The sequence below is a fragment of the Streptomyces noursei ATCC 11455 genome (assembly GCF_001704275.1).
Classification (GTDB): domain Bacteria; phylum Actinomycetota; class Actinomycetes; order Streptomycetales; family Streptomycetaceae; genus Streptomyces; species Streptomyces noursei.
On sequence record NZ_CP011533.1, the window covers coordinates 7,392,779 to 7,410,023 of the forward strand.

Genomic DNA, 17,245 nt, shown 5'->3' on the forward strand with positions numbered 1-17,245 from the left:
CACTTGAGTGCGGACGTGCCGGGAGGCGTGCTCGCTCGTTCTCGCTATCGGGGCGTCGGTGCGCACCGGTCGGCGCGTCGCACGAGCGGTTGGAAGGAGCACTAGCAGTGGGCGAGGGGTACGCATGACCGACACCGGCCAGGTCCCGGGCCAGGGGCAGCCGGAGAACGCAGGCGGACACCGCGGGCAGCCGCAGGCCGTGCCCACCCCTGCCGACCCCGGACCCACCCAGCACCCCGGCGACTATCCCTACCTCGGCCCGGCCGACGGCGTCGTCGAGGACGACGACCTGCTGATGCCCGGTGCCCAGGGCGCCTGGAGCGAGCAGGGCGCCCAGCAGCTGCCGCAGCCCGCCCAGCCGCAGGCCGTACCGCCGCAGCAGGCCGTGCCGTTCGACCCCGCCGCCGGCGACCACGAGAGCGGCGGCCGGGACACCGGCGCTGTCGACCTCACCGCCGTCCGCGCCCCGCAGCCCACCGTCCCGCAGCAGGTCCGCGCGCACGCCGGCGAGCAGACCGCCGCCGCGCCCCGCCGCCCGCTCCACATGGGCCCGCCGGTTCCGGACGCGACCGGCGGCGTGGTCCGTTCGCTGGCCGACCGCGGGCCGGCCGAGGCGCCCCAGCAGGCCGTCCGCCCGACCGCCCGCCCGACCGGCGGCCCCGAGTACCTCGACGTCCCGCCCGAGACCCCCCAGCCCGTACCGCTGCCCGCCCAGGAGCAGACCGCCGCGCAGGCCGTCGAGCCGCAGCCGGTTGACGACGGGTCGGCCGCCGCGCAAGCCGTGCCCGTCCAGCCGTTCCCCGAGCAGGCCGCCCCCGTGGACGCCGCCCACCAGGAGCCGCCGGCCGCCCCGGTGACGCCGTACGGCCAGCAGCCCTACGAAGGCCAGTTGTACGCCGAGCAGTCCTACGGAGCCGCGGGCCAGGGCCCGTTGCCCGGCCCGCAGCTGGGCGAGATCCCGTCCCATGCGCCGGCCCAGGTGCAGCCGTGGGTCGAGGCGTCCACCCCGGTCGCCGCGGTGCCCGTCGCGGAGCCGACGGCCGCCCCGGTCGCCCCGGCCGGCGGCGAAGCGGTCGCGCCCGAGGCACAGCCGCCCGCCCAGGAGGGCACGCCCACCGAGCAGCCCACCGCCGAGCAGCCGACGGCCGAGCAGGTACCGGCCGCACAGCCGCAGGAGCAGCCCGCGCCGGCGGTCGCCGAGGTCGCGCCGATGGTCGTCGAGGACGGCGCCGCCGCCCCGGTCGTCGCGGAGCCGGCCGAGGTCGACCCCGCCGCCCAGACCCAGACCCAGGCCCCGGCGGCGGAGCCCGCTGCCGAGCAGCCGCCGGCCGTGGACGCCCCCGCCGAGCCCGTCGCCCCCCCGGACGCCGCCGCTCAGCAGCCCGCCCCCGAGCAGCCCGCACCGGAGCAGACCGCACCGGAGCAGACCGCCCCCGAGCCGGTCGCCGCCGCCCCGCAGCCGGTCGCCGACCCGCCCGCCCCGGCCCAGGCCGCCCCGGAGGCCGCGCCCGAGCAGCCCCAGGCGGCGGCGCAGGAGGCCGCGGTGGCGACCCCGGAGGCCGCCCAGTCGCCGGCCGCCGAGCCCCAGCCCGCGCCGGCCCCCGCCGAGGCGCCCCAGGCCCCGCAGGACGCGGCACAGCCCGTGGCGGAGCAGCCCGCCGAGCAGCCGGCGGCCGACGCCCCGGTCCAGGCCCCGGCGGCGGACCAGCCGCAGACCGAGGCCGCCGCGGAGCCCGCCCCGGCCGAGGCCGCCGCCCCGGCCGCGCAGCCCGAACAACTCACCGCCGAGGACCAGGCCACCGTGCCGCAGCCCGTCGAGGACGGCACCGTGGCCGAGACCGAGCAGCCCGCCGTCGAGGTCGAGCAGGCCCCCGCCGAGGCCGAGCAGGCCCCGGCGGACGCCGCGCCCGCCCCCCAGGAAGCCGATGCCGCGCCGACCCCGGAGCAGACGCCCCGGCAGCCCGTCATAGAGGCAGCCGAAGCGCAGCCACAGGACGCCGGACAGCCGGAGCCCGCCGCCCCCGAGGACGCCGCGGGCCGGCAGCCCGCCCCGGAGGCGGCGACACCGCAGCCCGCCCCCGAGGACGCGCAGCCCGCGCCGGCCGCCGACGCCGCCCCGGAGCACCCCGCCCCGCCGGCCGAGGCCCCCGCCCCGCCGGCCACCGACGAGACCGCCGGCCAGGCACCCCGGCACGCCGCGGCGGCCGCCGCCCCGCAGGACGCCACCCAGGCGACCCCCGAGCCGGCCGACGCCGCGCCGCAGCCCGCCGCCGACCAGGCGGCGCAGGCCCCCGAAGCCGACCCCGTCGCCGCCGAAACCCGCCCGCACGAGCAGGACGACGCCCAGCTCGTCGAACACGCCGAGGGCGACGACACGCACCCGGCCCAGGCCCCCGCCGCCGAGCCGGCGCCCGCCACGGCCCCCGCGCCCGGCTACGACGACTCCGAGCGCGCCGCCGTCCACCGCGTCATCCGCGAACGCCGCGACATCCGCAACGGCTTCCGCTCCGACCCGATCCCCAACGAGGTCCTGCTGCGCGTCCTGGAGGCGGCCCATACCGCCCCCAGCGTCGGCCACTCCCAGCCCTGGGACTTCGTCGTGATCCGGTCCGACGAGACCCGCGGCAAGATGCACGAGCTCGCCATGCGGCAGCGCGACGCCTACGCCAAGTCGCTGCCCAAGGCCCGGGCCAAGCAGTTCCGCGAGCTGAAGATCGAGGCCATCCTCGAGACGCCGGTGAACATCGTCGTCACCGCCGACGCCACCCGCGGCGGCCGCCACACCCTCGGCCGGCACACCCAGCCGCAGATGGCCCCGTACTCCTCCGCGCTCGCCGTCGAGAACCTCTGGCTCGCCGCCCGCGCCGAGGGCCTGGGCGTCGGCTGGGTCAGCTTCTTCGACGAGCGGGAGATGGTCCGCGAACTGGGCCTGCCCGACCACCTCGAGATCGTCGCCTACCTCTGCGTCGGCTACGTCGACGAGTTCCCGGACGAGCCCGAACTGCTCCAGGCCGGCTGGTCCAAGCGCCGCCCGCTGTCCTGGGTCGTCCACGAGGAGACCTACGGCCGCCGCGCCCTGCCCGGCGAGGACCCGCACGACCTCCTCCAGGAGACCCTCGCCGGCATCCGCCCGCTGGACGCCAAGGCGCTCGGCGAGGCGTGGGAGCGGCAGAAGCGGATGACCAAGCCGGCCGGCGCGCTCGGCATGCTGGAGATCATCTCCGCGCAGCTCAGCGGCCTGTCCCGCAAGTGCCCGCCGCCCATCCCGGAGCCGGCCGCGGTCGCCATCTTCGCCGGCGACCACGGTGTGCACGCCCAGGGCGTGACCCCCTGGCCCCAGGAGGTCACCGGCCAGATGGTCGCCAACTTCCTGGGCGGCGGCGCCGTCTGCAACGCCTTCGCCAACCAGGTCGGCGCCGAGGTCTGCGTGGTCGACGTCGGCGTGGCCGGCGACCTGCCCGCCACCCCCGGACTGCTGCCCCGCAAGGTCCGCCCCGGCACCGCCGACTTCACCCAGGGCCCGGCGATGACCCAGGAAGAGGCCCTCAAGGCCATCGAGGTCGGCATCGAGACCGCCCGGGACCTCGTCGCCGCCGGCAACAAGGCGCTGCTGACCGGTGAGATGGGCATCGCCAACACCACCGCCTCGGCCGCCCTGATCGCCGTCTACACCGGCGTCGACCCGGCCGAGGTCACCGGCCGCGGCACCGGCATCAACGACGAGACGCACGCCCGCAAGGTCGAGGTGGTCCGCCGCGCCCTGGAGTTCCACCAGCCGGACCCGGCCGACCCGATCGGCGTCCTCACCGCCCTCGGCGGCCTGGAGCACGCGGCCATGATCGGCCTGATCCTCGGCGGCGCCTCCCTGCGCACGCCGGTGATCCTCGACGGCGTCAGCGCCGGAGCCGCCGCCCTGGTGGCCCGGGCCATCGCCCCCGAGGCGCTGGCCGCCTGCATCGCCGGCCACCGCAGCGCCGAGCCCGGCCACGTCGCGGCCCTCAACAAGCTGGGCCTGCGCCCGCTGGTCGACCTCGACCTGCGGCTGGGCGAGGGCACCGGCGCCCTGCTCGCCCTGCCCGTCGTGCAGAGCGCCGCCCGCGCCATGCACGAGGTCGCCACCTTCGACTCCGCCGGAGTCACCGAGAAGAGCTGACACCGGGGCCGACCCGAGCCGAGGCCACCCCGCGTGCCCCCGGCCCGCAGCCCCAGTACCTGTCGGCGCACCCCCGCCTGTCAGCCCTCCGGGCGGACGGCGGGCGGGCGCCGACAGGCCCTAGGCTGTGGGCCGGGGCCGTAAGCTCCCACGGGCACGCCCCGAAGGGCCGCACCACCCCTCAGCCGCTCCGGCGTCGCAGCGACTGAACGGTCGTCGAATTCGCACCACCGCACAAGGAGCCCACCCCACCATGGCCGAGCCTGCTGCCGAACACGCTGCCTACCCCGTCGGACTGCGGCTGTCCGGCCGCCGTGTGGTCGTCCTGGGCGCCGGCCAGGTCGCCCAGCGCCGGCTCCCCGCGCTGCTCGCCGCGGGCGCCGACGTCCTGCTGGTCTCCCCGTCCGCCACCCCCTCCGTCGAGGCGATGGCCGACGCCGGCGAACTCCGCTGGGAGCGCCGCCGCTACCGCGCCGGCGACCTCGACGGCGCCTGGTACGCGCTGATCTCCACCGACGACCCCGAGGCCAACGCCGCCGCCTCCCAGGAGGCCGAGGAGCGCCGCGTCTGGGCCGTCCGCTCCGACGACGCCGAGGCCGCCACCGCCTGGACGCCGGCCACCGGCCGCAGCGAAGGCGTCACCGTGGCCGTCCTCACCGGCCGCGACCCGCGCCGCTCCGCCGCCGTCCGCGACGCCATCGTCGAGGGCCTGCGCGACGGCAGCATCGCCGCCCCGCACCACCGCCGCCCGCACACCCCCGGTGTGGCGCTGGTCGGCGGCGGCCCCGGCGACCCCGACCTGATCACCGTCCGCGGCCGCCGGCTGCTGGCCGAGGCGGACGTGGTCATCGCCGACCGGCTCGGCCCGCGCGATCTGCTCGCCGAACTCCCGCCGCACGTCGAGGTCATCGACGCCGCCAAGATCCCCTACGGTCGGTTCATGGCCCAGGAGGCCATCAACAACGCCCTGATCGAGCACGCCAAGGCCGGCAAGGCCGTGGTCCGCCTCAAGGGCGGCGACCCGTTCGTCTTCGGCCGCGGCATGGAGGAGGCCCAGGCGCTCGCCGACGCGGGCATCCCGTGCACCGTCGTCCCCGGCATCTCCAGCACCATCTCCGTCCCCGGCGCCGCCGGCATCCCCGTCACCCACCGCGGCGTCGCCCACGAGTTCACCGTGGTCAGCGGCCATGTCGCCCCGGAGGACGCGCGTTCCCTGGTGGACTGGGCGGCGCTCGCCAAGCTGCGCGGCACCCTCGTCGTCCTGATGGGCGTGGAGAACAGCGGCGCCATCGCCGCCAAGCTCATAGAGTGCGGCCGCCCCGCCGACACCCCGGTCGCCGTCGTCCAGGAGGGCACCACCGCCGCCCAGCGCCGCGTGGACGCCACCCTCGCCACCCTCGGCGAGACGGTACGGGCCGAGGGCGTCCGCCCGCCGGCCGTCATCGTCATCGGCGACGTCGTCGCCCTGACCCCCGCCGCGCCCGCCCGGTAGCCGGACCGCTCCCCGGCACAGGCTCCTCGACACCGACAAGGCACTATCTCCCCGTGGCAGAAATCATCACCGTCGATGACCCGGACGACCCGCGGCTGCGCGACTACACCGGCCTCACCGACGTCGAGCTGCGGCGCCGCCGCGAACCGGCCGAAGGACTCTTCATCGCCGAGGGCGAGAAGGTCATCCGCCGCGCCCGGCACGCCGGCTACGAGATGCGCTCCATGCTGCTCTCGGCCAAGTGGGTCGACGTCATGCGCGACGTCATCGACGAGGTCCCGGCCCCGGTCTACGCCGTCAGCCCGGACCTCGCCGAGCGGGTGACGGGCTATCACGTGCACCGCGGCGCGCTCGCCTCCATGCAGCGCAAGCCGCTGCCCACGGCCGCCGAACTCCTCGCCGGCACCCGGCGGATCGCGGTCATGGAGGCGGTCAACGACCACACCAACATCGGCGCCATCTTCCGCAGCGCCGCGGCCCTCGGCATGGACGCGGTCCTGCTGTCCCCGGACTGCGCCGACCCGCTCTACCGCCGCTCGGTGAAGGTCTCCATGGGCGCGGTGTTCTCGGTCCCGTACGCCCGCCTGGAGAGCTGGCCGCGCGACCTGGCCGTCGTACGGGAGGCGGGCTTCAAGCTGCTCGCGCTGACCCCGGCCGAAGGGGCCACCGGCATCGACGAGGTCGCCCCGCACACCCTCGAACGCGTCGCCCTGATGCTCGGCGCGGAGGGCGGCGGCCTGACCACGGGCGCCCTCCGCGCCGCCGACGAATGGGTCCGCATCCCGATGGCCCACGGCGTGGACTCCCTCAACGTCGGCGCCGCCGCCGCGGTCGCCTTCTACGCGGTCTCCACGCCCCGCCGGCCTCCGGAATAATCCCCCCACCCGCCCCGTTGTGGCCCCGCAGGGGGCCCACACACCCCCTAGGGAATCCGTTCCCCCACCCCCTAAGGCCCCAACCCCGAGCCCCCTCCACCGCCCCCGGGCGGCCGAGGTGATGCGCCGTCAGGGACGCTGGGCTCCGCCACCGGGCGTGCCGCCGCCGTCGTGCGACGCGACGCTCACCGGCCGCTCCACACCCAGCCCGCGGGTCGGCCCCTGACACCCCTGGGCCGCCGCGATCCCGAGCGCCACCAGCAGCGTCACCACCACGAACACCACGACGCGCTGCCGCAGCAGCCGACGGTCCGGGCCCGGCCGCCGGCCGCCCGCGCCGGTGCGCACCGGGGTGCGCGAACCGTTTCGCCCGGTGGGCCGGGAGGCCGGCCCCCGCCCGGTGTTCCGCCCGCCGGTCCGCGAGTTGGCCCCCGACGCCGGTCCCTGCGCCCGCGCCGCCCCGCCGCGGGACGCGGCGTCCCGGGACGCCGCCGGCCGGGCCGGCCGGGGACGCGGCGCGGGGGTGCCGTCCGCCCCCCGCTCGGTCCGCTGGCGCGCGTACTCCTCGGCGCGCTGTCCGGTCGGACGTCCCGACGGCCGCCGCTCCGCGCGCTCCCAGCCGTCCGCGCCCCCCGCACCGTTCTCCCAGGCCCCGCCCGAGTGCCCGTGCGCCTCACGGGCCGCGATCTCCTTCAGCCGCAGCGACAGCGACAGCGTGCTGGGCCGGTCCGCCGGGTCCTTGGCGAGGCATGCCGCGAGCAGCGGCGCCAGCGCGTCCGGCACCCCGGCCAGCTGCGCCTCCTCGTGGACCACGCGGTAGAGCATGACCTCCGAACTCCCCTGTCCGAACGGCGAGTCCGCGGTGCAGGCATAGGCGAGCGTGGCGCCCAACGAGAAGATGTCGGTGGCCGGTGTCACCGCGGCGCCGCGCACCTGCTCCGGCGCCAGGAAGCCGGGCGACCCGACAGCCGTCCCGACGTGCGTCAACGTGCTGGCCCCGGTGGCCCAGGCGATGCCGAAGTCGATGATCCGCGGGCCCTTGGGCGACAGCAGGATGTTGGACGGCTTCAGGTCCCGGTGCACCACGCCCGCGTCATGGACGGCCAGCAGCCCCTCGGACAGCGCCGCCCCGATGGCGGCGACCTGCGCGGGGGAGAGCGGCCCCTCCTCGTTCACCTTGTCGTGCAGCGAGGGACCGGGGACGTACTGGGTGGCGAACCACGGGCGGTCGGCGTCCAGGTCGGCCGCCACCAGGCGCGCCGTACAGCCGCCGCGGATCCGCCGGGCGGCCGAGACCTCGCGGGCGAACCGCGACCGGAATTCCTGATCCTCCGCCAGATCCGGCCGGATCACCTTCAGGGCGACCCGCTGCCCGCGCTTGTCCGAGCCGAGGTAGACCACGCCCATCCCGCCCGCGCCGAGCCGGCGGTGCAGTCGGAACGATCCGACGACACGCGGGTCCTCGCGTCGGAGCCGCATCATCGCCATGTCCGTCCCCTGCCTGCGGTGGGGAGGCCCCACTCCGCTCAACCGTCTGACGTGGCACAGCTTACGGATTGCCGGCTCGCTGTGCTGAGAGGCCGCGCATGCGTCGGCAACCGGATTACCCGCGGCCGTCCCGATCCCCGCCGCACGGAAGGAAATCGGCCCGCCCCCCGGCCTCGCTACCCGCACCGTCCCCCAATGATCCCTTTTCCAAGGGAGTTTGACGGTGCGAAAGGTGCGGGGGCGGCGCGGACCCCGGATCCCGCGAGCCCCGTCCCGCGGCGGGCGCGGCCGGTCGCGGGGGAGCGCCCCGAGTGATCGAAGTCACCGTTTCGACACCCTTGCGCCCGACAAACCCGATACCCGCCGTGGCGCCGCCCACCTGCGCCTTGCGCCCCTGTCAGGGATCTCTCCGGGCCCCACCCCCGTTCTCTCCACCCAGGGGAGTACTCCGGACCCCCTCCCGTCATCCTCCCGGAGGCCCGCCAAGCGGTACGACGGCATGACGCCCGCTACCCCCACACGCGCCTAGGCTTGAGGTCAAGCGGCGGGCGCAGCTCTCGTCCCCCGAGGTCAGACGCCCGCCGCCCTGGAACACGACAGGAGCAGAAGGATGGCGGACAGTACGGGGCGGACGGCCCTCCGGACGCGGGGCCGCGAGGCCACCACCGCGCTCGGCGGCAGCCGGCCCGCCGGCACCCGTCATCCCCTCATAGCGGTCGCCATGGTGCTGCCGCTGGTCTTCCTCCTGGCCGTGGTCTTCGGCGGCTGGGAGGCCGTCGTCACACAGGCGTCGTCCGTGGTCGGAATGCTGGGGCGCTGAGCGGCGTCCCGGTCCTGGGAGAGCGGCCCGGGACGGGGACTTCCGGCCGAAACCCCGTGGGGACGGGGGTGCGGCGGACGGCACGAGTGGCCGGGCATCTGGGGAGATGCCCGGCCATCGGGCTTTCGGGAACCGCCCGTCGGGCTTTTCGGGAACTGCCTCGCAGCCCGGGGGAGTTGGTCGCCGAAACGCGATGGCACAAACGCCTGAGGGCCGGAGCTGCTGCTCCGGCCCTCAGGCTTCGGTGTGGACGATACTGGGATTGAACCAGTGACCTCTTCCGTGTCAGGGAAGCGCTCTCCCGCTGAGCTAATCGTCCTCGGGACCGCGGATCTCAAAGATCACCGCGGGCACTGCGTGCGCGATACTGGGATTGAACCAGTGACCTCTTCCGTGTCAGGGAAGCGCTCTCCCGCTGAGCTAATCGCGCGGGGATCCGGCGTTACCGGATCAGTGGACGATACTGGGATTGAACCAGTGACCTCTTCCGTGTCAGGGAAGCGCTCTCCCGCTGAGCTAATCGTCCTTGGAGGTGGAGACGGGATTTGAACCCGTGTAGACGGCTTTGCAGGCCGTTGCCTCGCCTCTCGGCCACTCCACCAGGAGTGTGTGCAGGGGGTTCGGGATGATCCCCCACATCGAGCGGACGACGAGACTCGAACTCGCGACATCCACCTTGGCAAGGTGGTGCTCTACCAACTGAGCTACGTCCGCAGGCGGCTCTCCCTGACTGGGTCGGGAAGCTACCTGGCCTCCGGGGCGCTTCCGCGTCCCGGCGACGTGTTGAACTCTAGCGGATTCCTGGGCCAGTACAAAAACGCGTTTGTGCAGCGTGCTGCGGTGCTCGGTCGGCCCGGGCGATCGAGGGTGCCCCGCCATAGACTCACTGACGTGCACGATTTCGCTCCGATGGCCCGCTTCGGCGGCCTGATAGCCACCGACCTGCGCGATGTGACCAGCGATCCGGCGGCACTGGATTCCGCGGGCTGGTGGGCGGTGACCGCCGACTTCGAGGGGGGCGTGGTCTGCGCCCGCTTCGGCGACGTACGCCCCGCCACCGCCGCGGACGCCCCGGCGCCCGGCGCCTGGCGCGGCCCCGCCCCGGCCGACTGGCGCAGCTCGCTGGACCGCGCCGCCTATACGGAAGGCGTACGGCGCATCCGGGCCCACATCGCGGCCGGCACGGTCTATCAGGTCAACCTCTGCCGGGTCCTGACCGCGCCGTTGCCCGACCCCGAGCGCGCCGACGTGGACGCGCTCTCCGTGGTCCTGGCGCACGGCAACCCCGCGCCCTACGCAGGAACGATTCGTTTGCCCGGCCACGGCGTCGAGATCGCGACCGCCTCCCCGGAGCTCTTCCTGCGCCGGGACGGCCGCACCGTCGAGTCCGGTCCCATCAAGGGAACCGGCCGCGTCGCCGCGGACCTCTCGGGGAAGGACCGGGCGGAGAACGTGATGATCGTGGACCTGGTCCGCAACGACCTCGGGCGGGTCTGCGCCACCGGCTCGGTGACCGTCCCCGCCCTGTGCGCCGTGGAGGAGCACCCCGGCCTGGTCCACCTCGTCTCCACCGTGCGCGGTGAACTGGCCGAGGCACACGAGAAGACGGCGTGGGCCGATCTGCTCGGTGCCACCTTCCCGCCCGGGTCGGTCACCGGAGCCCCCAAGTCCAGCGCCCTGCGGATCATCGACGAGTTGGAGACCGCCCCGCGCGGTCCGTACTGCGGCGGCATCGGCTGGGTGGACGCCGACCGCCGTACCGGCTGGCTCAACGTCGGCATCCGCACGTTCTGGATCGACCGCGCCACCACCGAGGGGCCGGTGCTCCGCTTCGGCGCGGGGGCCGGGATCATCTGGGACTCGGACCCGGAGCGGGAGTGGGCGGAGACCGAGTTGAAGGCGCGCCGGCTGCTCGCGGTAGCGTCCGGTGAGCACGAAGTGACGGAAGGACCCAAGCGATGAAGATCTGGCTCGACGGGGAACTGCGGGACGCCGAAGGCGCCCGCGTCTCGGTCTTCGACCACGGCCTCACGGTCGGCGACGGGGTCTTCGAGACGATCAAGGCCGAGCGGGGGCGGGCCTTCGCCCTCACCCGCCACCTGGAGCGCCTGGCCACCTCCGCTCGGGGGCTCGGCCTGCCCGAACCCGACCTCGACGAGGTGCGGCGCGGCTGCACGGCCGTCCTGGACGCCAACCCGATGCCGCTGGGCCGGCTGCGGATCACCTACACCGGCGGTGTCTCGCCGCTCGGCTCGGACCGTGGCGAGGCCGGCCCGACCCTGGTCGTCGCCGTCTCCGCGACCAGCCGGCGGCCGGACACCACCGCCGCCGTCACGGTCCCCTGGACCCGCAACGAGCGCGGCGCCCTCACCGGCCTGAAGACCACGTCGTACGGTGAGAACGTCGTCGCCCTGGCCCGCGCCCGCGAACAGGGCGCCTCCGAGGCGCTGTTCGCCAACACCACCGGCGCGCTCTGCGAGGGCACCGGCTCCAACGTCTTCGTCGTCCTCGACGGTGAACTGCACACCCCGCCGCTGCACTCCGGTTGTCTGGCCGGCATCACCCGCGCCCTCACCGTCGCCTGGGCCGGCGCCAAGGAGACCGACCTGCCGCTGGACGTCCTGGAGAGCGCCGAGGAGATCTTCCTGACCTCCACGTTGCGCGACGTCCAGGCCGTGACCCGGATCGACGGCCGCCAACTCGCCGACGAGCCGGGCCCGGTGACCGCCGAGGCGATGCGGATCTTCGACCGGGAGTCCGCCGCCGACTTCGACCCGCGCTGAGGGTGACGGGCCCGCGGGCGGGCGAGTAGAAAGTCCTTCGTGACCACTACGCTGCGCCCCGCGGGCCCCGAAGTACGACACGACGACGGCCGCCGGTCCCGCCCCTACGACATCTGCGTCAACAGCCGCCGGGTCGGCGGGATCCAACTGGCCACGGACGCCCGCTTCGGGCCCACCGCGGGCCGGATCGAGGCACTGCACGTCGAGGCCCCCGACCGGCACCGGGGCCGCGCCACGGTCGCCGCGCTGGCCGCCGAGGAGGTGCTGCGCGGCTGGGGCTGCCGACAGATCGAACTGACCGTGCCCACGGACGCCGAGGCCGCGGTGCGGCTCTCGGCGGCGCTGGGCTACATCGAACGCGGCCGGATCATGACCCGGGCCCTCACCCGCCCCGGCGGGCTGCCCGACGGCAGCGTCGACCGGCCGATGCCCGAGGACGGGTACCCGGCCTGGCGGGACGCCGCGATCGCCGAGCGCGTCCGGCAGCAGACCGCCGAGGGGATGCCCCGCGAACGCGCCGAGGCGACCGTGCCCGCCGAGCACGCGGCACTGCTCCCCGAGGGCGCGGCCACCCCCGGTCACGTCCTGCGGGTCCTCGCCCACGAGGGCACCGACGTCGGCACCCTGTGGCTCGCCCTGCGGCTCCCCGGGCAGCCCGGCGGGTACGTGATGGACGTGCGGGTGGCGCCCGAGCGCCGCGGCGAGGGGCACGGCCGCAGCCTGATGCTGGTCGCCGAACGGGAGACCCTGGCCGCTGGCCGCTCCTCGCTGGCGCTCAACGTCCACCCGGACAACGCCGCGGCGCTGGGTCTGTACCGCTCGCTGGGCTACCGGACCACCGCGTACCGGATGTGGAAGCCGATCCTCTGACGCGCTCCACCGACCGGCCAGCGGGGCCTGACGGGCCCGACCGGAGCGGGCGGCCGGGCCGCGGTCGCGTCAGCCCGCTGCGGAGTCCGGCCCGGCCAGCAGCCGTTCGGCGATCTCCTCGATCCGGGCGCGCAGCCCCTCCTGGCTCTTGCCGCCGTCCAGCCGCTCGCCGCCGATCTCGTACGTCGGGGTGCCCGTCACCCCGATCGCCTTGCCCTCGGCCTGGTCCGCGTCCACCGCCAGCAGGTGCCGCCCGTCGACCAGCGCGGTGTCGATCTCCTCGGCGTCCAGCCCCAGCTCCCCGGCGACGTCGAGCAGCACCTTCTCGCCGTGCTTGCCGAGCTCCGCGGTCCGCGCCAGCAACGCCTCGATGTACGGCCAGCCCTGCCCCTGTTCGGCGGCCTCCTCGGCGGCCTGGGCGGCCGCGTAGGCGTGCTTGTGCTTGGTCAGCGGGAAGTGCCGCAGCCGGATCTCCAGCCGGTCGCCGAAGCGCTCGCGCAGCGCCCGTACGTCCGCGAGGGCGGTGGCGCAGTCCGGGCACTGCAGATCGCACCACACGTCCAGGACGGGGCGGTCGGGGCTGACGGGACTGGTGGGGCCGGAGGCGGCGGCGTCGTTCATACGGCCAGTCTTCCAGCCCGCCGCCCTGGGGAGGAACCCGGACCTGCGGAGGAGGGCGACCCGGAGATCTCCCTGAGGTCCTGGCCCGGACATGGCCTGTGCGGGGTCGGAGGGGGCAGGATGGAGGGGAGCGCGGAACGCCCGCTCGCCCATGGGACCGGCAGGAGGACCGGATGCTGACCTCGACAGTCTGTGCCGCGGTGTCGGCAGCGGGCCTGGGTATCGCCGCGCTGACCGCTTATCGCAAGCGTTTCCTGGCCGCGACCCGGATCGCCGCCTTCGCCCTGATCCCGATCGGCCTGGTCATGACGGGTGTCATCGACTGGGTCACCAGCATCGTCTTCAAGCCCACGGTCTGGGCCGGGTTCGGGGTGCTCGCACTCTCCGCGGGGCTGTTCGCGATCAGCAGGCTGGTGGAGCGGCGCCGTGGGATAGCCGGTCGCAAGGAGCGCCGGGCCGCGGCGGGTTCCGGGGCGCCGGCGGTGGCGCCGGCCGCCTCTGCGCCGTCCCTCGGCCCCGGCCGGAAGGCCCCGAAGAGCACCCCCGCGCCGAGCGCGGGCAGCGCTCCCAAGGATGACTTCTCGGACATCGAAGCGATCCTGAAAAAGCACGGGATCTGATGAACTCCCGCTGCTGAGCGGCCTATCGCGGCTTCCGGGACGATCATCTGCGCGATGATGCGCGCGAGATGAACGATGAGTGCGCCCTCGCCCAAGACGACGCCCCGTCCCCCGAGCCACGCGGTTGCCTGTTCGCGCTGTCCCAGCCGCCGCTGATGCTCTTCCTAGCCGTGATCGGCCTACTGCTCCTGCTAGGCGCGGTACACGACCTCTACATCCTCTGAGGTCCGCACCGGCCGGGTGCGGACCCGGCCCGCCTGTCGCCGTGCGACCGCGGGCCGTACCCGCCGCGGTCGCTCAGCCCGCCGCCTCCCGCCGCCGTGCGCGGTACGCCGCGACGTGCAGCCGGTTCCCGCAGGTCCGGCTGTCGCAGTAGCGCCGCGAGCGGTTGCGGGAGAGGTCGACGAAGGCGTGCCGGCAGTCCGGTGCCTCACAGCGCCGCAGCCGCTCGCGCTCCCCGGCGACGAGGATGAAGGACAGCGCCATCCCGCCGTCCGCGGCCAGGTGGTCGGCGACCGAGGCGCCCGGCGCGAAGTAGTGGACGTGCCAGTCGTAGCCGTCGTGGTCGGTCAGTCGCGGGGTGGTGCCCGCCGAGGCGACCAGCGTGTTCAGCCGTGCGGCGGCGGCGCGGTCGTCGCCGGCGGCGAAGACCTCAGCGAACCGCGCCCGGACGGCCCGTACGGCCGCCAGGTCGTCCGGGCCGAGGGATCCCACGTCGCTGACATCGTTGCGCCGGACGAACTCCGCGAGGGCCGCGAGGTCGGTCAGGCTGTCCGGGGCGCCGGGGGAGTCGCCCTCGGGGGCGGTGTTCAGCAGATCGACGACCGCGTCCAGCGCGCACCGGGTGTCATGGGTGATCATCACGGTTCCGCTCCCTGGCCGGGTGGGGTCGGCCGCTGCCGCCCCGGTGTCGTTGGCGAATGGTCGCCGACTCTAGCGCCTGGGACAAGCCTCGGCGCCGTCCCCGCGGTGGGTCCGCGACGACGGCGCCGAAGTGTGCCGTGTGAACTTGTCGGTCCTGCGCCGTCTCCCCGAGTCGGACGGTCGCAAGTGTGAGCGGGTGGGTGTGCGTGCTGCGTCTCAGCTCTCCGCCAGGATGTGGGAGAGCTCGGTGTCGAGGTCGAAATGCCGGTGTTCCGTACCGGGTGGTACGGCGGCATCCGTCCGCTTGAGGAACGATTCCAGTGCCCGCGCCGGCGCCTCCAGGAGGGCTTCCCCCTCCGGGGAGCTCAGGGCGATGCAGACGACGCCCTGTCCATGGCTCCGGGACGGCCACACGCGGACGTCTCCGGTGCCCGTGGGCCGATGCAGGCCCTCGGCGAGGAGGTCGCGGGCGAAGACCCACTCAACCGTTTCCTCGGCTCCGGTGTGGAAGGTGGCGTGCACGGCATACGGATCGGCCGTGTCATACCGCAGGCCCGCGGGTACAGGCAGTGAGGACTCGCTCGACACAACGAGGCGCAGGTGCAGCTCGCAGCTGACCGTGGTGTTCATAAGCGCCAGGGCCTTTCGCTCAGTGTGCGCTCGGGGATTCGCACGTCGGCGAAATCGACATGCCACCTACGGTGCCGTTGTAAACCCCTCTGACGGTTTTGTGTGGCTTCAGGTACCTCTTACGGCGGATTGCGCGAGCGTCCTCGGCGGTGAGTTCGGCCAGGCGAACATGCCGGTTGCATAGGCGATACGAATACGCAGAGTAATGGAGCGGGGAGCGCTTCGCGATGATCTCGGTCGGTTCGGCGTGCCGGGCGTCGGGGGTCGGTGCCCGGCGCACGGCCGGGTGCCCGGTGCGTGCCGGGTGGAGATCGGCGATGTCGCGACGGTGGTCAGGAGCGCCCCCGACGTGCGGTAATGTTGTCGATGCGCCCGGGCGATTAGCTCAGTGGGAGAGCGCTTCGTTCACACCGAAGAGGTCACTGGTTCGAACCCAGTATCGCCCACCCCGGACGACGGCCCGGAGACTTCAAGTCTCCGGGCCGTCGCGGTTGTTGGGCCGTTCCCGGGCGGCGGGGGCGCACACTGGGATCATGCCCGACTCGTCAGGTCGATCCTGCCGCCTGCACCGCTACCGCTTCCGTAGCGTCTGGCTGCTGCATGCCCCGCCCGCCGTCGTCTACGCGGTGCTGGGGCGGGCCGAGGCGTATCCCTGCTGGTGGCCGCAGGTGCGTGAGGTCGTCCCGCTCGACGACCGCAGCGGCACCGCGCGGTTCCGGTCCTTCCTGCCGTACGAGCTGACCGTGGTGGCGACCGAGACCCTGCGGGATCCGGGGGCCCGGGTGCTGGAAATAGGGATGCGCGGGGACCTGGCCGGCTGGGCGCGCTGGACGATCATGCCGGGGGAGGGCGGTACGCGGGCCGTCTTCGAGCAGGAGGTGGAGGTCCGCAAGCCGGTGCTGCGGCGCTGGGCGCTGCTGGGACGGCCGGTGTTCCGGATCAACCACGCGCTGATGATGCGGGCCGGGCGGCGCGGTCTGAGGGCCTGGCTGGCCCGCGGGTGAGGGGCGGCGGGACAGGAATTTGATGGAAGGGCGTGACGACCTGTATCGTTCAGGTCGTTCGCGAGGGAAACCCCGCCGACACCCGGGCGATTAGCTCAGTGGGAGAGCGCTTCGTTCACACCGAAGAGGTCACTGGTTCGAACCCAGTATCGCCCACCGGGATCGAGGACCGGGCCGCCAAAAGGCGGTCCGGTCCTTTTTGTTGGTCGGTGCGGCCGTGATCCGGGGCGCGCGCTTGCGCGGTCGACGGCGGTGACCCTCGGGGAGAGCGCGGTGGGAGTCCTGATGAGGGATCAGGCCGCGGAGGGGAGTTCCGGCCGCAGCGGCCAGTGCGGGTCGACCGGCTCGGGGGAGCCGCTGCGGGCGAACCACGCCTGGAGGCCGCGGGCCTGGGCCGCGTGCCAGACCGCCTGCCGGGTGTGCAGCTCGGCCGGCTGCAGCCCCTCCAGCCGGTCGGCGAAGCGCAGGCCCACCTCCCGGACCACCCGCAGCGCGGCCAGTGCGTCCGCCGCCGCCTCGTGGGCGTCGGTCAGCTCGACCTCGTAGTGCGCGCAGAGATCGGTGAGGGTGCGACGGCCCTTGCGGTAGCGGTCCAGGTGCTTGTCCAGGACGCGCGGGTCGAGGACGTGCAGGGGGTACGCCCCCAGATAGGTGCCCAGTGAGCTGGCGCGGTGGCGCTTCAACTCCCGCTCCAGGAGTGTGAGATCGAACGGCGCGTTCATCACCACCAGCGGCCGACCGGCCACCGCCTGGGCGGCCAGCGCGCGGGCCAGCTCCTCCAGCACCGGCGCCGGCCAGCGGCCGTGCAGCGCGAGGTGATCGGCCGTGAGTCCGTGCACCGCGGTCGCGGCCTCGGGTATCTCCACCCCCGGGTTGATCAGCCAGCGGGTGATGCGCGGGGCGGCGCGCGGGGTCTCCTGGACGACCAGGGCGGCCGAGACGATGCGATCGCGCTCCACGTCGATGCCCGTCGTCTCGGTGTCGAAGGCGGCAAGTGGACCGTCATACCAGCGCGGCATCATCCA

At 74.5% G+C, this 17,245-nt stretch carries 15 protein-coding genes and 7 tRNA genes; 12 read left to right on the forward strand and 10 right to left on the reverse strand.

Features of this window, described 5'->3' with window-relative positions; all coding sequences use genetic code 11:
* Positions 1-124: 124 nt before the first annotated feature.
* The 3 genes from cobT (at position 125) to SNOUR_RS31405 (ending at position 6,520) form a co-directional block, all read left to right on the forward strand.
* Positions 125-4,153 (forward strand): nicotinate-nucleotide--dimethylbenzimidazole phosphoribosyltransferase, encoded by a 4,029-nt coding sequence (cobT, locus tag SNOUR_RS31395; protein WP_067353738.1) that lies wholly within the window; start codon positions 125-127, stop codon positions 4,151-4,153.
* Positions 4,154-4,406: 253 nt separating this feature from the next.
* Positions 4,407-5,645, forward strand: a complete 1,239-nt coding sequence (gene cobA, locus SNOUR_RS31400; RefSeq protein ID WP_067353741.1) for a uroporphyrinogen-III C-methyltransferase — start codon at positions 4,407-4,409, stop codon at positions 5,643-5,645.
* 53 nt (positions 5,646-5,698) lie between these two features.
* A complete protein-coding gene (locus SNOUR_RS31405; RefSeq protein ID WP_067353744.1) occupies positions 5,699-6,520 on the forward strand; it encodes a TrmH family RNA methyltransferase in 822 nt (273 codons plus the stop codon).
* Positions 6,521-6,649: 129 nt separating this feature from the next.
* Here SNOUR_RS31405 and SNOUR_RS31410 read toward each other — a convergent pair whose 3' ends face one another.
* Positions 6,650-8,008, reverse strand: a complete 1,359-nt coding sequence (locus SNOUR_RS31410; RefSeq protein WP_067353746.1) for a serine/threonine-protein kinase — start codon at positions 8,006-8,008, stop codon at positions 6,650-6,652.
* Between the two features lie 610 nt (positions 8,009-8,618).
* On the opposite strand from SNOUR_RS31410, the gene SNOUR_RS31415 reads away from it, so the two are divergent.
* Positions 8,619-8,828 (forward strand): hypothetical protein, encoded by a 210-nt coding sequence (locus tag SNOUR_RS31415; protein ID WP_039637969.1) that lies wholly within the window; start codon positions 8,619-8,621, stop codon positions 8,826-8,828.
* Between the two features lie 247 nt (positions 8,829-9,075).
* On the opposite strand, the gene SNOUR_RS31420 is transcribed toward SNOUR_RS31415, so the two are convergent.
* The 5 genes from SNOUR_RS31420 to SNOUR_RS31440 form a co-directional block, all read right to left on the reverse strand.
* Positions 9,076-9,147: transfer RNA gene (locus SNOUR_RS31420), tRNA-Val, on the reverse strand.
* Between the two features lie 39 nt (positions 9,148-9,186).
* Positions 9,187-9,258 (reverse strand) — tRNA-Val (locus SNOUR_RS31425).
* A 24-nt stretch (positions 9,259-9,282) separates the two neighbouring features.
* Positions 9,283-9,354, reverse strand: a tRNA-Val gene (locus SNOUR_RS31430).
* Between the two features lies 1 nt (position 9,355).
* Positions 9,356-9,429: transfer RNA gene (locus tag SNOUR_RS31435), tRNA-Cys, on the reverse strand.
* Positions 9,430-9,469: 40 nt separating this feature from the next.
* A tRNA-Gly gene (locus SNOUR_RS31440) sits at positions 9,470-9,542 on the reverse strand.
* 177 nt (positions 9,543-9,719) lie between these two features.
* Here SNOUR_RS31440 and SNOUR_RS31445 point away from each other — a divergent pair.
* The 3 genes from SNOUR_RS31445 to SNOUR_RS31455 are packed head-to-tail and all read left to right on the forward strand — an operon-like array spanning position 9,720 to position 12,481.
* On the forward strand, positions 9,720-10,790 hold the full coding sequence (locus SNOUR_RS31445) for a chorismate-binding protein (RefSeq protein WP_159425939.1): 1,071 nt from the start codon (positions 9,720-9,722) through the stop codon (positions 10,788-10,790).
* Positions 10,787-11,611: an aminotransferase class IV gene (locus tag SNOUR_RS31450; RefSeq protein WP_067353752.1), complete on the forward strand. Its 825-nt coding sequence runs from the start codon at positions 10,787-10,789 to the stop codon at positions 11,609-11,611. Before SNOUR_RS31445 ends, SNOUR_RS31450 begins: the two co-directional genes overlap by 4 nt.
* A gap of 39 nt (positions 11,612-11,650) precedes the next feature.
* Complete coding sequence (locus SNOUR_RS31455) at positions 11,651-12,481, forward strand: GNAT family N-acetyltransferase (RefSeq protein WP_067353754.1); 831 nt, start codon at positions 11,651-11,653, stop codon at positions 12,479-12,481.
* Positions 12,482-12,550: 69 nt separating this feature from the next.
* Here the strand turns inward: SNOUR_RS31455 and SNOUR_RS31460 are convergent, their stop codons facing one another.
* The gene (locus SNOUR_RS31460; RefSeq protein ID WP_067353756.1) at positions 12,551-13,102 is read right to left on the reverse strand and encodes a DsbA family protein; all 552 of its coding nucleotides are present in this window, start codon (positions 13,100-13,102) and stop codon (positions 12,551-12,553) included.
* Between the two features lie 173 nt (positions 13,103-13,275).
* On the opposite strand from SNOUR_RS31460, the gene SNOUR_RS31465 reads away from it, so the two are divergent.
* Complete coding sequence (locus SNOUR_RS31465) at positions 13,276-13,722, forward strand: hypothetical protein (RefSeq protein WP_039637974.1); 447 nt, start codon at positions 13,276-13,278, stop codon at positions 13,720-13,722.
* Positions 13,723-13,790: 68 nt separating this feature from the next.
* A complete protein-coding gene (locus SNOUR_RS47300) occupies positions 13,791-13,946 on the forward strand; it encodes a hypothetical protein (RefSeq protein ID WP_167390759.1) in 156 nt (51 codons plus the stop codon).
* 73 nt (positions 13,947-14,019) lie between these two features.
* Here SNOUR_RS47300 and SNOUR_RS31470 read toward each other — a convergent pair whose 3' ends face one another.
* Complete coding sequence (locus SNOUR_RS31470) at positions 14,020-14,586, reverse strand: CGNR zinc finger domain-containing protein (protein WP_067353759.1); 567 nt, start codon at positions 14,584-14,586, stop codon at positions 14,020-14,022.
* Between the two features lie 216 nt (positions 14,587-14,802).
* Positions 14,803-15,216 carry an SsgA family sporulation/cell division regulator gene (locus SNOUR_RS31475; RefSeq protein WP_003959770.1) on the reverse strand — a complete coding sequence of 138 codons (414 nt, stop codon included), beginning with the start codon at positions 15,214-15,216 and terminating at the stop codon, positions 14,803-14,805.
* Positions 15,217-15,590: 374 nt separating this feature from the next.
* On the opposite strand from SNOUR_RS31475, the gene SNOUR_RS31480 reads away from it, so the two are divergent.
* The 3 genes from SNOUR_RS31480 (at position 15,591) to SNOUR_RS31490 (ending at position 16,376) form a co-directional block, all read left to right on the forward strand.
* Positions 15,591-15,662, forward strand: a tRNA-Val gene (locus SNOUR_RS31480).
* A gap of 87 nt (positions 15,663-15,749) precedes the next feature.
* Positions 15,750-16,220: an SRPBCC family protein gene (locus tag SNOUR_RS31485; RefSeq protein WP_067353761.1), complete on the forward strand. Its 471-nt coding sequence runs from the start codon at positions 15,750-15,752 to the stop codon at positions 16,218-16,220.
* An 84-nt stretch (positions 16,221-16,304) separates the two neighbouring features.
* Positions 16,305-16,376: transfer RNA gene (locus SNOUR_RS31490), tRNA-Val, on the forward strand.
* Positions 16,377-16,513: 137 nt separating this feature from the next.
* On the opposite strand, the gene SNOUR_RS31495 is transcribed toward SNOUR_RS31490, so the two are convergent.
* A complete protein-coding gene (locus SNOUR_RS31495; protein ID WP_067358951.1) occupies positions 16,514-17,239 on the reverse strand; it encodes an exonuclease domain-containing protein in 726 nt (241 codons plus the stop codon).
* Between the last annotated feature and the right edge of the window lie 6 nt (positions 17,240-17,245).